We start from the raw sequence: 14106 nt of genomic DNA, 5'->3' as shown, positions 1-14106 counted from the left end.
GTGGGAACAGACGCCGTGGCGGACGACCTCCGTCGCCGTGCGGCACCGGCATCGGGGCCCTTCGCCCCGCTGTCGCCCCGTAGGTCCTGGAAGGAAGATGTGAGCAGGGTGTTTGCGCAGGTCAGCACGGTCATCAGGAGTGCGGGGTAAGACGCATGCATATCGTGATCATGGGCTGTGGCCGGGTGGGCGCGGCGCTCGCCCAGACCCTGGAGCAACAGGGACACACGGTCGCGGTCGTCGACCAGGACCCCACCGCCTTCCGCCGCCTCGGCGCGGGCTTCGGCGGCCGCCGGGTGACAGGGGTCGGATTCGACCAGGACACGCTCCGCGAGGCGGGCATCGAGGAGGCCGGGGCCTTCGCCGCGGTCAGCAGCGGCGACAACTCCAACATCATCGCGGCCCGGGTGGCCCGCGAGATGTTCGGCGTGGAGAACGTCGCGGCCCGGATCTACGACCCGCGCCGCGCCGAGGTCTACCAGCGCCTGGGCATCCCGACCGTGGCCACCGTGCGGTGGACCGCCGACCAGATGCTGCGGCGGCTGCTGCCGTCCGGCGCCGAGCCGCTGTGGCGGGACCCCAGCGGCGGGGTGCAGCTCGCCGAGGTGCACACCTCCCCCGCGTGGGTGGGGCACAAGGTCAGCAAGCTCCAGGAGGAGACCGGGGTGCGGGTCGCGTTCCTGACCCGGCTCGGCGAGGCGATGCTGCCCACCTCGCAGACGGTCCTACAGGAAGGCGACCTGGTGCATGTGATGATGCGCACCGATGAGGTCGAGAAGGTCGAAGCCTCCTTCGACGAGGGGCCTGAGGAGGGAGCCCGATGAGGGTTGCCATTGCCGGAGCGGGCGCCGTGGGGCGCTCCATCGCGGGCGAGCTGCTGGAGAACGGGCACGAGGTCCTCCTCATCGACAAGGCACCGACCGCCATCTCGGTGGAGCGGGTGCCGCAGGCCGAATGGCTGCTGGCCGACGCGTGCGAGATCACCTCGCTGGACGAGGCGGCGCTCCAGCGCTGCAACGTGGTCATCGCGGCCACCGGTGACGACAAGGTCAACCTGGTCGTGTCCCTGCTCGCGAAGACCGAGTACGCGGTGCCGCGGGTGGTCGCGCGGGTGAACAACCCCAAGAACGAGTGGCTGTTCAACGAGGCGTGGGGCGTCGACGTCGCCGTCTCCACGCCGCGGCTGATGTCGGCGCTGGTCGAGGAGGCGGTGAGCGTCGGCGATCTGGTGCGGCTGCTGCGCTTCAGCCACGGCGACGCCAACCTGGTGGAGCTGACGCTGCCGCCGGAGGCCGCCCTGGTCGGCACCCGGGTCGGCGACGTGGAGTGGCCGGAGGACACCACACTGGTCACCATCATCCGGGGCACCCGGGTGCTGACCCCGAACAACGACGACGTCCTGGAGGCGGGCGACGAGCTGCTGTTCGTCGCGGCCCAGGCGCGCGAGGAGCAGCTGGAGCAGCTGCTGTCCGTGCAGCGTCAGGACGCCGCGGGCCAGGTTTAGGGCAGGGCCTCAGAGCCACGCGGAAGGCCCCGGGTTCCCTGTGCGGGAGCCCGGGGCCTTCGTGGTGCCGGTCGGTGCTCAGTGCCGGGGCGGGCGCCGGTCGGCCGACTCGGTGCGGGCCTCGTTCACGATCTGGTCGGTCCACTCCGAAAGCATCGGGTCGGCGATCCGCTCGGCCTGCTCGGCCTCCCGCTTCGCGCGCTCGCGCTCCCGCTCCGCCTTCTCCTCGGCCTCCATCTCGGCGATCACGTCGATCGGCGGCGGGGCCTTGGCGAGGAAGATCCACGTCAGGTAGACGCACAGCAGGAACGGCGGAATGCCGAGCGCCACCTTCACCCAGCCGAGCTGGGTGACGTCACCCCACCAGTAGAGCGGGAAGAGGATCGCCGACTTGGCGAGCAGGATCAGCCCCCACGCCCAGGTGGCCCGTGTGTAGGCGCGGAACCGGCCGGGGTTGCGGGTGCGCCAGGAGAGGTTCTCCTTGAGCATCGGTCCGAGCAGCACGCCGATCAGCGGATAGCGGAAGATCGCCGAGAGGACGTACGCGACGGCCAGGCCGAGCGTGTAGAGCATGCCCGGCAGGTAGAAGTTCTTGGCGTCGCCGGACATCATCGCGAAGATCGCGCCGAACGCGACCCCGAAGACCCCGCTGAAGGCGTGCTTCAGCGTCTCCTTGCGCACCAGCCGGGCCAGCGCGAGCAGCACGGTCAGACCGAGCGCGCCGATCGCGGCCAGGTGGATGTCGCGCTTGATCGTGTACAGCAGGACGAAGACCAGCCCGGGGACGGTGGTGTCCACCATGCCCCGCACCCCGCCGAACGCCTCCAGGAGCGCGGTGTCCGCCGCCGCCCTGCTCTGTGCGCCGGCGGCGGCATCCTGATGATCGGTCGGGGTCGTCTTGTCGTCAGACGTCACCGGCTACTCCTGTCCGAGCGGTCGGAGTTCGTACTTCGGATTGAACAGCACCCGGCGCCCGTGGCTCATGGAGATCCGGCCGGTGGCGATCAGCTTGCGGCCCGGTTCTATGCCGATGATGGAGCGGCGGCCCAGCCACACCACGTCGAGGGCGGCAGTCCCGTCGAAGAGCTCTGCCTCCAGCGCGGGCACTCCGGCCCGCGGCCGCAGCGTGACCGTGCGCAGTGTACCCGTCACCTTGACGATCTGACGGTCGCCGCAGTCGCCGATCTTGGTGCAGCCCGCCTCCTCCGCGTCCTGCTGGAGCTCGGCGGAGTGCAGCTCCTCCTGGGAGCTCGACAGCCGGTCGATCATCCGCCGGAAGCGGCCAACCGGCTTGTCACGCTTCCCGGGGGGCTGGGGTACGGAACTCATACGGCCAGCGTACCGGTGCGCCCCCGCCGAATCCCGGCGCCGCCGCATCCCCGCCCGTGACTCACCGTTCGAAGCGGTACCCCATGCCCGGCTCCGTAATGAAGTGCCGCGGGTGCGAGGGGTCGTTCTCCAGCTTGCGGCGCAACTGCGCCATGTAGACCCGCAGGTAGTTGGTCTCGGTGCCGTACGAGGGCCCCCAGACCTCCTGGAGCAGCTGCTTCTGGCTGACGAGGCGGCCCTCGTTGCGCACCAGCACCTCCAGCAGATGCCATTCGGTGGGCGTCAGCCGGACGTCGCGGCCGTCGCGGTGCGCCTTCTTGGCGGCCAGGTCGACGCTGAACCCGTCGGTCTCGACGACCACCGCGGCGTCCGAAGGACCGGAGGGCTCGGCTCGGCGGACCGCGGCGCGCAGCCGGGCCAGCAGCTCGTCCATGCCGAAGGGCTTGGTGACGTAGTCGTCGGCCCCGGCGTCCAGGGCCTCGACCTTCTCGTCGGAGGTCTGGCGGGCCGAGAGCACCAGGATCGGGACCCGGGTCCAGCCCCGCAGCCCCTTGATCACTTCCACGCCGTCCATGTCGGGCAGGCCCAGGTCGAGCACGACCACATCGGGGTGGCGGGTGGCGGCGAGCTTCAGGGCGGTCGCACCGTCCCCGGCGGCGTCGACCTCGTACTTGCGCGCCTTCAGGTTGATCACGAGGGCGCGTACGATCTGCGGCTCGTCGTCCACCACGAGCACCCGGTTCATCTGACGGCCTGCCTTTCCGTTGTGCCGCGTGCGCCGTCCCTCAGGGGCCCGGAGGCGGCCCGCAGGGTCAGCACCATGGTCATCCCGCCTCCGGGGGTGTCCTCGGCGGCCAGCGATCCGCCCATCGCCTCCACGAAGCCGCGGGCGACGGCGAGGCCGAGGCCGACCCCGGCGCCTCGCGGGGCGTCCCCGTACCGCTGGAAGGGTTCGAAGATACGGTCCTTCGCGGCGTCCGGCACGCCGGGGCCACGGTCGGCGACGCGCAGTTCGACCCGCTCGCCCAGGGCGCTCGCGGACACCAGCACGGGCCGGTCCCGCGGGCTGTACTTCACCGCGTTCTCGACGATGTTGGCGACGCTGCGCTCCAGCAGCCCGGGGTCGACCTCGACCATCGGCAGGTCCTCGGGGATCTCCAGGGTGACGTCGCTCTCCGGGACGCCGACGAGCGCCATCGGCACCACCTCGTCCAGGTCGATCTCCCGGATGAGCGGGGCGACGGTGCCGGTCTGGAGCCGGGACATGTCGAGCAGATTGCCGACCAGGTGGTCGAGGCGGTCGGCGCCGTCCTCGATGCCCTCCAGCAGCTCGGCCTCGTCCTCGGCGGACCAGGCCACGTCGTCCGCGCGCAGGGACGACACGGCCGCCTTGATGGCCGCGAGAGGGGTGCGCAGGTCATGGCTGACGGCGGCGAGCAGCGCGGTACGGATGCGATTGCCCTCGGCCAGCTCGCGGGCCCGCTCCGCCTCCCCCATCAGCCGCTGCCGGTCCAGTACGACGGCGGCCTGGGCGGCGAAGGCGGCAAGCACGCGGCGGTCCTCGGCGGGCAGCACCCGGCCGGACAGCGCGAGCGCCATGTGGTCGCCGACCGGCATGTCCACGTCCGCGTCCTCGGGCCGCTCCGGCGGCGGCACGCCCGCGGTGCCGCCGACGCTTCCCGCGCGGGTCCAGGGCGCGACGTCGCTCTCCCGCTCCAGCAGGGCCACCGTGTCCATGCCGAAGGTCTCGCGGACCCGCTCCAGCAGCGCCTCCAGGCTGGTCTCGCCGCGCAGCACGCTGCCCGCGAGGAACGACAGCACCTCGGACTCGGCGCGCAGCCGGGCGGCCTGGTGGGTGCGGCGCGCGGCCAGGTCGACGACGGAGGCGACGCTGACCGCCACCGCCAGGAAGATCACTATGGCGACGAGGTTCTCGGGGTCGGCGATGGTCAGCGTGTGGGTGGGCGGGGTGAAGTAGTAGTTGAGCAGCAGCGATCCGACGGCCGCCGAGGCGAGGGCGGGCAGCATCCCGCCCAGCAGGGCCGCCAGCACGTTGAGGAAGAGGAACAGCAGCACCTCGTTGGCGAAGCCGGGACCGGCGTCCGCGGTGAGCGTGGCGCCCGTGCCGGTGAGCCCCAGGGTGAGCAGGGCGGGCCCGGCGACCCCCACCAGCCAGCCCGCGATCAGCCGGGAGCGGCCGAGCCGGGCGCCGCGCGCGACCGGCAGGCCGCGCCCCTTGGCGACCTCGTCGTGGGTGACGATGTGCACGTCCAGGTCGGGCCCGGAGTCCCGGGCGACGGTCGCGCCCACCCCCGGCCCGAAGACGTACTGCCACGCCTTGCGGCGGCTGGAGCCGAGCACGATCTGGGTGGCGTTGACGCCGCGCGCGAACTCCAGCAGCGCGGCCGGGATGTCCTCCCCAATGACGTGGTGGAAGGTGCCGCCCAGGTCCTCGACCAGGGTGCGCTGGACCGCCAGCTCCTTCGGGGAGGCCGAGGTGAGGCCGTCGCTGCGGGCGATGTAGACGGCCAGGATCTCGCTGCCGGAGCCCTTGGCCGCCATCCGGGAGGCGCGCCGGATGAGCGTGCGCCCCTCGGGGCCGCCGGTGAGCCCGACGACGATGCGCTCGCGCGCCTGCCAGGTGGAGCGGATGCTGTGCTCGTCGCGGTACTGCTGGAGGTACTCGTCGACCCGGTCGGCGGTCCACAGCAGGGCCAGCTCGCGCAGCGCGGTGAGGTTCCCGGGCCGGAAGTAGTTGGACAGCGCGGCGTCGACCTTGTCGGGCGCGTAGATGTTGCCGTGCGCCATGCGGCGGCGCAGCGCCTGGGGCGACATGTCGACCAGCTCGATCTGGTCGGCGCGGCGCACCACCTCGTCGGGCACGGTCTCCCGCTGCCGTACGCCCGTTATCGACTCGACCACGTCCCCCAGCGACTCCAGGTGCTGGATGTTGACGGTGGAGACGACGTCGATCCCGGCCTTCAGCAGCTCCTCGACGTCCTGCCAGCGCTTGGTGTTGCGGGAGCCGGGGACGTTGGTGTGGGCCAGCTCGTCGACGAGCGCGACGCCGGGGCGGCGGGCGAGCACCGCGTCCACGTCCATCTCGGTGAAGGCGGCGCCCCGGTACTCCAGCTCCCGGCGCGGCACCTCCTCCAGACCGGCCATCATCACCTCGGTGCGGCGGCGGCCGTGGTGCTCCACGAAGCCGACCACGAGGTCCGTGCCCCGCTCGACCCGCCGGTGCCCCTCGGACAGCATCGCGTAGGTCTTGCCGACGCCCGGCGCCGCGCCGAGGTAGATCCGGAGTTTGCCGCGTCCCATGAGCCTATTTTCCCCGTTCGCTGGGTTTTCCCTGCTCGCCGCTTTCCCGTTCGCCGGTGTCAGCGCCGGGCGAGCGTGCGGAGCGCGATGTTCAGCTCCAGCACATTGACGTGCGGCTCGCCGAGGAAGCCCAGGGCGCGGCCGTCGGTGTGGTCCTCGACCAGCCGGGCGACCTCGGCGCGGGGCAGCCCGTTGGCCCGTGCCACGCGGGTCACCTGGAGGGTGGCGTACGCGGGCGAGACGTCCGGGTCGACGCCGGAGCCGGAGGCGGTGACCGCGTCCGGGGGCACGGCGCCGGGCGCGACCCCGTTGAAGGCGGCGATCTGCGCGCGGCGGTCCTTGATCTGCCCGCTCAGCACCGTGCTGTCGGCGGCGAGGTTGGACCCGCCGGAGACCAGGAGCTTGTACTGGGTGTTGACGGTGTTGGTGCCCGCCGCCGAGGGGCGGGGCTGGAAGTACTTCGGGTCCGGCAGCGGGTTCCCGTCCTTGTCCTTCCGGTCGAGGGTGTACGTCTGGCCGATGAGCGCGGAGCCCGCGGTCCGGCCGTCCGCCCGCACCTCGGAGCCGTTCGCCTGGTGGGGGAAGGCGGCTTGCGCGATGCCGGTGACGGCGAGCGGATAGAGCACCCCGCAGAGCACCGTGAGGGCGAGCAGGGCGCGCAGTGCGGCGCCCGCCAGCCGGGCGGTGGAGCGTGCTGTGCCGTGTCGGAGGGTCATGTCTTTACGTCACCCGATGCCCGGTATGAGGGAGATGAGGAGGTCGATGAGTTTGATGCCGACGAACGGGGCGATGAGCCCGCCCAGTCCGTAGAGGGCGAGGTTGCGGCGGAGCATCCGGTCCGCGCTCATCGGGCGGTAGCGCACGCCCTTGAGGGCGAGCGGCACCAGCGCGACGATGACGAGCGCGTTGAAGACGACCGCGGACAGGATCGCCGACTGGGCCGAGGCCAGCCGCATGATGTTGAGCGCGTCCAAGCCCTGGTAGCCCGCCACGCCCGCGAACATCGCCGGGATGATCGCGAAGTACTTCGCGACGTCGTTGGCGATCGAGAAGGTGGTCAGCGCGCCGCGGGTGATCAGCAGCTGTTTGCCGATCTCCACGACCTCGATGAGCTTGGTCGGGTTGGAGTCCAGGTCGACCATGTTCCCGGCCTCCTTGGCGGCCGAGGTGCCGGTGTTCATGGCCACGCCGACGTCGGCCTGGGCGAGCGCCGGGGCGTCGTTGGTGCCGTCGCCGGTCATCGCGACCAGCTTGCCGCCCGCCTGCTCGCGCTTGATGAGCGCCATCTTGTCCTCGGGCGTGGCCTCCGCCAGGAAGTCGTCCACGCCCGCCTCGTCGGCGATGGCCTTTGCGGTCAGCGGGTTGTCGCCGGTGATCATCACGGTCTTGATGCCCATCCGGCGCAGCTCGTCGAACCGTTCCCGCATGCCCTCCTTGACGACGTCCTTGAGGTGGATGACGCCCAGCACGCGCGCGCCCCGGGGGTCGTCGACGGCCACCAGCAGCGGGGTACCGCCCGCCGCGGAGATCGCGTCGACCTTCTCCTGGGCGTCGTCCGAGACCTGGCCGCCCCGTTCGCGGACCCAGTCGACGATGGCTCCGGCCGCGCCCTTGCGGACCCGGGTGCCGTCCACGTCGACGCCGGACATCCGGGTCTGCGCGGTGAAGGGTACGAAGGCGGCGTGGCCCAGTTCGCCCTCGTGGCGGGCCCGCAGACCGTACGCCTCCTTGGCGAGGACGACGATCGAGCGGCCCTCGGGCGTCTCGTCGGCGAGCGAGGACAGCTGGGCGGCGTCCGCCAGCTCCTCCTCGGTCGCGCCGTTCACCGGGACGAACTCGGCGGCCTGCCGGTTGCCGAGCGTGATCGTTCCGGTCTTGTCGAGCAGCAGCGTCGACACGTCGCCCGCCGCCTCGACCGCGCGGCCGGACATGGCGAGGACGTTCCGCTGCACCAGCCGGTCCATGCCCGCGATGCCGATCGCGGAGAGCAGCGCGCCGATGGTGGTGGGGATGAGACAGACCAGCAGCGCGGTGAGCACGATCATCGTCTGCTCGGCGCCCGCGTGGATCGCGAACGGCTGGAGGGTGACGACGGCGAGCAGGAAGACGATGGTGAGCGAGGCGAGCAGGATGTTGAGCGCGATCTCGTTCGGGGTCTTCTGCCGGGCCGCGCCCTCGACCAGGTTGATCATCCGATCGATGAAGGTCTCACCGGGCTTCGTCGTGATCTTGATGACGATGCGGTCGGAGAGCACCTTCGTCCCCCCGGTGACCGCACACCGGTCGCCGCCGGACTCGCGGATCACCGGCGCCGACTCGCCGGTGATGGCGGACTCGTCGACGGACGCCACGCCCTCGACGACGTCCCCGTCGCCCGGGATGACGTCGCCCGCCTCGCAGACCACCAGGTCGCCGACGCGCAGCGCGGTGCCGGGGACCCGCTCCTCGCCGCCGTCGGCGAGCCGCCGGGCCTCGGTGTCGGTCTTGGCCTTGCGCAGCGTGTCGGCCTGGGCCTTGCCCCGGCCCTCGGCGACGGCCTCGGCGAGATTCGCGAAGAGCACCGTCAGCCAGAGCCAGGCCGTGATCGCCCAGCCGAACCAGTCGCCCGGATCGGTGGCGGCCAGCACGGTGGTGAGCACCGAGCCGATCTCCACCACGAACATCACCGGGGACTTCGCCATCACCCGCGGATCGAGCTTGCGGAAGGCGTCCGGCAGCGAGGTGAGCAGCTGCCTCGGGTCGAAGAGGCCGCCGGAGACCCGGCCGCCGTCCGGGTCGTGCCGGTGCGGGCTCGTCCCGTCGGAGGCGGGGCGTACGGGGGTGGTGGTGCTCATGAGAGTCCCTCCGCCATCGGGCCAAGGGCCAGGGCCGGGAAGTAGGTGAGACCGGTGACGATGACGATCGCGCCGACCAGCAGCCCCGCGAAGAGCGGCTTCTCGGTGCGCAGGGTGCCTACCGTCTCGGGGACGGGCTTCTGCTCGGCGAGCGAACCGGCCAGCGCCAGGATGAAGACCATCGGCAGGAAGCGGCCGAGCAGCATCGCCAGGCCGATCGTGGTGTTGTACCAGTCGGTGTTGGCATTGAGCCCCGCGAAGGCGGAGCCGTTGTTGTTGGCGCCGGAGGTGTAGGCGTACAGCACCTCGGAGAAGCCGTGCGCCCCGCTGTGGCCGGTCGCGTTCCCCGCGGTGTTGAGGATCGAGTCGGGCGGGGTGGACAGCACCATCGACAGGGCGGTGAAGCCGAGCGCCAGGGTCGGGGTGACGAGGATGTAGCAGGCCGCGAGCTTGATCTCGCGGGAGCCGATCTTCTTGCCCAGGTACTCGGGCGTCCGGCCGACCATGAGCCCCGCGATGAAGACCGCGATCACGGCCATGACCAGCATGCCGTAGAGGCCGGAGCCCACCCCGCCGGGGGCGATCTCGCCGAGCATCATGCCCAGCAGCGCGATGCCGCCGCCGAAGCCGGTGAGCGAGGAGTGCATGGCGTCCACCGCACCGGTGGAGGTCAGCGTCGTACTCGTCGCGAAGATCGAGGACGCGCCGACGCCGAAGCGCTGCTCCTTGCCCTCCATCGCGCCGCCCGCCGCCTGGAGCGCCGGACCGCCGTGGTGGAACTCGGTCCACATCATCAGCGCCGTGAAGCCGAGCCAGATCAGGCCCATGGCGGCGAGGATCGCGTACCCCTGCCGGACGTTCCCGACGAGCACGCCGAAGGTGCGGGTGAGCGCGAACGGGATGACCAGGATCAGGAAGATCTCGAAGAGGTTGGTGAAGGCGTTGGGGTTCTCGAACGGGAAGGCGGAGTTGGCGTTGAAGAAGCCGCCGCCGTTGGTGCCGATCTCCTTGATGGCCTCCTGCGAGGCGACCGCGCCGCCGTTCATCTGCCGGCTGCCGCCGGTGAGCTGCCCGACCTCGTGGATGCCCGCGAAGTTCTGGATCGCACCGCACGCGACCAGCACGACCGCCGCGATCACCGACAGCGGGATCAGGACGCGGACGACCGTGCGCACCAGATCGGCCCAGAAGTTGCCCAGTTCGCCGGTGCGGGAGCGGGCGAAGCCCCGGACGAGGGCGATGGCCACCGCGATGCCGACGGCGGCGGACAGGAAGTTCTGCACCGCGAGCCCGGCCGTCTGGACGACATGACCCATGGCCTGCTCGCCCGCGTAGGACTGCCAGTTGGTGTTGGAGACGAAGGACGCGGCGGTGTTGAACGCCTGCGCCGGGGTGATCGAGGAGAAGCCGAGCGAGAGCGGCAGACCGCCCTGGACGCGCTGGAGCAGGTACAGGAACAGGACGCCGACGCCGGAGAAGGCGAGCACTCCGCGGAGATACGCGGGCCAGCGCATCGCGGTGTCGGGGTCGGCCCCGACGCAGCGGTAGATCCACCGCTCTGCCCGCAGATGCCTGTCGGAGCGGTACACGGCGGCCATGTAGTCGCCGAGCGGCCGGTACACCAGGGCGAGCGCGCCGATGAGCGCGGCGAGCTGGAGCACCGCGGAAAGTTCGGAACTCATGTCGCCCTCAGAACCTCTCGGGGAAGAGGAGGGCGAGGACCAGATAGCCCAACAGCGCGACGGCCACGACCAGACCGACGACGTTCTCGGCGGTCACAGCTTCGTCACCCCTTTGGCGACGAGGGCCACCAGCGCGAAGACCGCGAGCGTGGCGACGACGAAGGCCAGATCGGCCATCGTGGGCTCCTAGAGGATCGGTGGAGTGCTGTCCTCTTGAGGAAACCCCTGCGGGGAGCGCGTGAGCCCGCCGTTGACGGCTCCCTTACGGCGCCGGGCGGCGTCTTGACGCCTCCCTGACGCCGGGGCCCGCGCACACGAACCCGCGCACAGGAAATAGCCGGTGGGCCGTACTCCGCAGAGAAAAGTACGGCCCACCGGTAGAACGCTCACATCAGCCGAGCCTTACGCCGGGGACTCAGCCGGATGCGAGCGAGCAGCCCGCCAGAGCGTCAAGACCGGAGGGGGCGGTCGAGCCCTGGCGGGAGAATGAGATCTTGATGCGGTCGATCGTGGACTTCCGCTTGTCCTCCAGCGGGCCCAGGATCGCGTTCTGCACGAAGTTCGGGCCGCCTTCGCCCGCGGAGGTCGAAAGTCTCTTGTTGGCCTCGCTGAGCTGGGTGTCCAGGAGCGCGAGGTTACGGTCAACCTCCGCCTGGGCGGCGGCCGGCACGTCGCCGATCTCACCGGCGACGTCCGGGCAGCTGATCGTCTCGCCGGAACCGGCGCCCGCGTCCGCGCCCTCGTCCGCACCGGCGCCCGCGTCGGCACCGGACTCCTCCGCGGCGGGGTCGGCCGAGGCCGCGCCGCTCGCGGCGGCCGTCGGGCTCGCCCCGGCCCCCGCCCCGGCGTCGCCGCCGGACAGCGTGCACTCGGCGAGCGCGTCCAGACCCGTCGGCTTCTCGGCCCGGCGCCCGATGGAGATCGCGATGCGGTCGAGGGTCGACTTCCGCTTGTCCGCCAGCGGACCGAGGATCGCGTTCTGCACGAAGTTCGGGCCGCCCTCGCCCTGGCTGGTGCTCAGCCGCTTGTTCGCCTCGGCGAGCTGCGTGTCCAGAAGCGCGAGGTTACGGTCCACCTCCGCCTTGGCCTCCGCGGGGATCTCCGGAAGGGAACCCTCCACGGCGGGGCAGCTAATGGAGGACGCGGCCTTGACCGACGCCTTCGCATCGCTGCTGCTGTCGTCCTGACCCGCCATGGCGGCTCCCACCGCGACGGACGCACAGGTAATACCGCCGATCACACCGGCGACGACGATCCGCCGACGGTGGAGTAACGGAAGGCCTCGGGACATTGATCACTCACCTCGTTGAGGTCGGACAGGGGATGAACCCGTCGCGTCCGCTCTCCCACTGCCGCGGGCGCGCCGGGGGTCTCTCGCCCATCAGTACGCCCCGGGTGGCACGGGTGTTCAACGATTCACAGAAAAAAGTCGAAGGGGCCCGGGGAGACTCCCCGGGCCCCTTCGGACCTGGTCATACGTACGCGGCGCGGCTCAGCGGCCTGCGGTCAGCGCACCTCGGTGATCTCCGGACCGCGCTGGAGCCGGTCGGCGCCGCCCGCGAACCGCGAGCCCTGCGCCTCCTCCTGCTGCACGCCGTCGGGCACCATCTGCGCGTCGTTCGGCAGCTTGAGCACGATCGGGTCGCGCGGGGCCATCGGGCCCTCACCGCGCACCACGACGGTGTCCTGGAAGATCGCCTCCAGCAGGCTGCCGGTCTCGGGCTGCACGGCGCCCTGCCCGGAGATCACTCCGCGCAGGAACCAGCGCGGCCCGTCGACGCCGATGAAGCGCACCACCTGGACGCCGTTCTTGCCGTCCGGCAGCTGCACCGGCACCTGGGCCCGCAGCTCCCAGCCGAGCGGCCCCTCGACCTCGTCCACCACACCGCCCTGCTGGGTGATGCCGGTGGCGATCTCGTCCCGCACCTCGCCCCAGATGCCTTCCTTCTTGGGCGCGGCGAACGCCTGCAACTGCACGGCACTGTCCCGCAGCACCACGGTCGCGGCCACGATCGCGTCCCCCGCGACCTCCACCCGCAGCTCCATGCCCTCGACACCGGGCACGAACATGCCGCCGAGGTCCACCCGGCCCTCGCCGGGCTCCCGCACCTCGGACACGTCCCACGGGCCGTCGGGACGCGGCGCGGGGGGCAGGCTCACCCTGGGAGCCTCCTCGTCGCCCTCGTCGACGAGGCCCGCCGCATCCTCCGCGTCCTCGGCCAACTCCTCGGAGGTCACGTCGAGCGACTCGACGTCCTCCTCGCTGCGCTTGCGGCGACGTCCGAACACGTCATCGTCCTTCCCGGTCGGAACCGACCGAAGCGTATCCATTCCCACCCGTTGTGCCGCCCACGGCGGCATGACCGCCGGTGGACCCGAAGCCCCCTTCGGCCCGCGCCGACTCGGGAAGCTCCGCCACCTCCTGGAAGCGCACCTTCTCGACCTGCTGGACGACCATCTGGGCGACCCGGTCGTAGCGCTCGAACCGCACCCTCTCGCGCGGGTCGAGGTTGACCACGATCACCTTGATCTCTCCACGGTACCCGGCATCGATGGTCCCCGGGGCATTCACCATGGCGACCCCGCAGCGGGCGGCGAGTCCGGACCTCGGATGCACGAAGGCGGCATACCCCTCCGGGAGCGCGATAGACACTCCGGTGGGCAGAACCGCACGCTCCCCCGGGGCCAGCTCCGCGGCCTCGGTGGTGACGAGATCGGCACCGGCGTCCCCCGGGTGGGCATACCCCGGGATCGGCACCTGGGGGTCCACCCTGCGGATCAACACGTCCACCGGTACGGGAGTCACGGATTCACCTCGAATGCGCGCGCGACCTTCACCTGATCCGGGTCGGCGAGCGCCGCGTTGATCTCCTCCGACCGGCCGTTCTTGATGAAGTGGTCGACCTGCACCTCTATGAAGAGGGCCTGCGCGCGCACCGCGACGGGCCCCTCGGGACCCCCGATGCGGCCCGTGGCCGCACAGTAGATCTTGCGGCCGTGCACGGCGGTCACCCGTGCCTCCAGGTGCAGCACGGTGCCGACGGGCACCGGCCGGACGAAGTCCGTCTCCAGCCGCCCGGTCACCGCGATCACGCGCTGGAGCCAGTTGAGCGCCCCGAGCGTCTCGTCCAGCGCCGCGGTCAGCACCCCGCCGTGGGCCAGGCCGGGAGCGCCCTGGTGGGCGGCGTCCACGGTGAACTCGGCCGTGAGGCCGACGCCCTCGCCCGCCCGCACCCGCAGGCGCAAGCCCCCGCTCTGCTCGCCGCAGCCGAAGCACTGGTCGTAGTGCGCGCCGAGGAGCTCCCCGGGCGCGGGCGCGTCGGGGTGGCGCACGGGTGCCGTGGCGCCTTCCGGCGGCTTCAGCACTGTCGTTCTTCCACTCACAACGGCTGACCTTACCCGCGACAGATGCCCCGGCAGGCGGCCATGCCAAGCT

General features: G+C 71.4%; 14 protein-coding genes. 2 read left to right on the top strand and 12 right to left on the bottom strand.

Features of this window, described 5'->3' with window-relative positions; translation table 11 throughout:
* The first annotated feature begins 155 nt into the window (after positions 1-155).
* Both HYQ63_RS31495 and HYQ63_RS31490 read left to right on the top strand, forming a co-directional pair.
* Positions 156-824 carry a TrkA family potassium uptake protein gene (locus HYQ63_RS31495; RefSeq protein ID WP_009714521.1) on the top strand — a complete coding sequence of 223 codons (669 nt, stop codon included), beginning with the start codon at positions 156-158 and terminating at the stop codon, positions 822-824.
* Positions 821-1504, top strand: coding sequence for a TrkA family potassium uptake protein (locus HYQ63_RS31490; protein WP_179937191.1), 684 nt, complete (start codon positions 821-823; stop codon positions 1502-1504). The genes HYQ63_RS31495 and HYQ63_RS31490 overlap by 4 nt, the downstream gene beginning before the upstream one ends.
* 78 nt (positions 1505-1582) lie before the next feature.
* On the opposite strand, the gene HYQ63_RS31485 is transcribed toward HYQ63_RS31490, so the two are convergent.
* The 12 genes from HYQ63_RS31485 to HYQ63_RS31430 all read right to left on the bottom strand — a co-directional run bounded on the left by HYQ63_RS31485 (position 1583) and on the right by HYQ63_RS31430 (position 14054).
* On the bottom strand, positions 1583-2419 hold the full coding sequence (locus HYQ63_RS31485) for a DUF3159 domain-containing protein (protein WP_179937190.1): 837 nt from the start codon (positions 2417-2419) through the stop codon (positions 1583-1585).
* A gap of 3 nt (positions 2420-2422) precedes the next feature.
* Positions 2423-2833 carry an OB-fold nucleic acid binding domain-containing protein gene (locus HYQ63_RS31480; RefSeq protein ID WP_179937189.1) on the bottom strand — a complete coding sequence of 137 codons (411 nt, stop codon included), beginning with the start codon at positions 2831-2833 and terminating at the stop codon, positions 2423-2425.
* A gap of 61 nt (positions 2834-2894) precedes the next feature.
* Positions 2895-3578, bottom strand: a complete 684-nt coding sequence (locus HYQ63_RS31475) for a response regulator (protein WP_179937188.1) — start codon at positions 3576-3578, stop codon at positions 2895-2897.
* Positions 3575-6154, bottom strand: a complete 2580-nt coding sequence (locus tag HYQ63_RS31470) for a sensor histidine kinase KdpD (protein ID WP_179937187.1) — start codon at positions 6152-6154, stop codon at positions 3575-3577. The genes HYQ63_RS31475 and HYQ63_RS31470 overlap by 4 nt, the downstream gene beginning before the upstream one ends.
* A gap of 59 nt (positions 6155-6213) precedes the next feature.
* A complete protein-coding gene (gene kdpC, locus HYQ63_RS31465) occupies positions 6214-6870 on the bottom strand; it encodes a potassium-transporting ATPase subunit KdpC (protein ID WP_179937186.1) in 657 nt (218 codons plus the stop codon).
* A 9-nt stretch (positions 6871-6879) separates the two neighbouring features.
* A complete protein-coding gene (gene kdpB / locus HYQ63_RS31460; RefSeq protein WP_179937185.1) occupies positions 6880-8988 on the bottom strand; it encodes a potassium-transporting ATPase subunit KdpB in 2109 nt (702 codons plus the stop codon).
* Positions 8985-10670: a potassium-transporting ATPase subunit KdpA gene (gene kdpA, locus HYQ63_RS31455; RefSeq protein WP_179937184.1), complete on the bottom strand. Its 1686-nt coding sequence runs from the start codon at positions 10668-10670 to the stop codon at positions 8985-8987. The genes kdpB and kdpA overlap by 4 nt, the downstream gene beginning before the upstream one ends.
* Before the next feature lie 7 nt (positions 10671-10677).
* Positions 10678-10767, bottom strand: coding sequence for a K(+)-transporting ATPase subunit F (gene kdpF, locus HYQ63_RS31450; protein WP_037817630.1), 90 nt, complete (start codon positions 10765-10767; stop codon positions 10678-10680).
* 318 nt (positions 10768-11085) lie between these two features.
* Positions 11086-11961 (bottom strand): hypothetical protein, encoded by an 876-nt coding sequence (locus HYQ63_RS31445; RefSeq protein ID WP_179937183.1) that lies wholly within the window; start codon positions 11959-11961, stop codon positions 11086-11088.
* 215 nt (positions 11962-12176) lie between these two features.
* Positions 12177-12959, bottom strand: a complete 783-nt coding sequence (locus tag HYQ63_RS31440; RefSeq protein WP_179937182.1) for a DUF3710 domain-containing protein — start codon at positions 12957-12959, stop codon at positions 12177-12179.
* A 1-nt stretch (position 12960) separates the two neighbouring features.
* Positions 12961-13476: a dUTP diphosphatase gene (gene dut, locus HYQ63_RS31435; protein ID WP_179937181.1), complete on the bottom strand. Its 516-nt coding sequence runs from the start codon at positions 13474-13476 to the stop codon at positions 12961-12963.
* Positions 13473-14054 carry a PaaI family thioesterase gene (locus HYQ63_RS31430; protein ID WP_179937180.1) on the bottom strand — a complete coding sequence of 194 codons (582 nt, stop codon included), beginning with the start codon at positions 14052-14054 and terminating at the stop codon, positions 13473-13475. Before HYQ63_RS31430 ends, dut begins: the two co-directional genes overlap by 4 nt.
* Positions 14055-14106: the final 52 nt, after the last annotated feature.

The organism is Streptomyces sp. Rer75 (genome assembly GCF_013414305.1).
Taxonomy (GTDB): domain Bacteria; phylum Actinomycetota; class Actinomycetes; order Streptomycetales; family Streptomycetaceae; genus Streptomyces; species Streptomyces himastatinicus.
This window is presented reverse-complemented; position numbering and strand designations above follow the sequence as displayed.

Excerpts from the sequence above, each read along its gene's own strand:
- HYQ63_RS31495 (WP_009714521.1), top strand. The coding sequence starts at position 156 with ATGCATATCGTGATCATGGGCTGTGGCCGGGTGGGCGCGGCGCTCGCC.
- HYQ63_RS31490 (WP_179937191.1), top strand. The coding sequence starts at position 821 with ATGAGGGTTGCCATTGCCGGAGCGGGCGCCGTGGGGCGCTCCATCGCG.
- HYQ63_RS31480 (WP_179937189.1), bottom strand. The coding sequence starts at position 2,833 with ATGAGTTCCGTACCCCAGCCCCCCGGGAAGCGTGACAAGCCGGTTGGC.
- HYQ63_RS31475 (WP_179937188.1), bottom strand. The coding sequence starts at position 3,578 with ATGAACCGGGTGCTCGTGGTGGACGACGAGCCGCAGATCGTACGCGCC.
- HYQ63_RS31470 (WP_179937187.1), bottom strand. The coding sequence starts at position 6,154 with ATGGGACGCGGCAAACTCCGGATCTACCTCGGCGCGGCGCCGGGCGTC.
- kdpC (WP_179937186.1), bottom strand. The coding sequence starts at position 6,870 with ATGACCCTCCGACACGGCACAGCACGCTCCACCGCCCGGCTGGCGGGC.
- kdpB (WP_179937185.1), bottom strand. The coding sequence starts at position 8,988 with ATGAGCACCACCACCCCCGTACGCCCCGCCTCCGACGGGACGAGCCCG.
- kdpA (WP_179937184.1), bottom strand. The coding sequence starts at position 10,670 with ATGAGTTCCGAACTTTCCGCGGTGCTCCAGCTCGCCGCGCTCATCGGC.
- HYQ63_RS31445 (WP_179937183.1), bottom strand. The coding sequence starts at position 11,961 with ATGTCCCGAGGCCTTCCGTTACTCCACCGTCGGCGGATCGTCGTCGCC.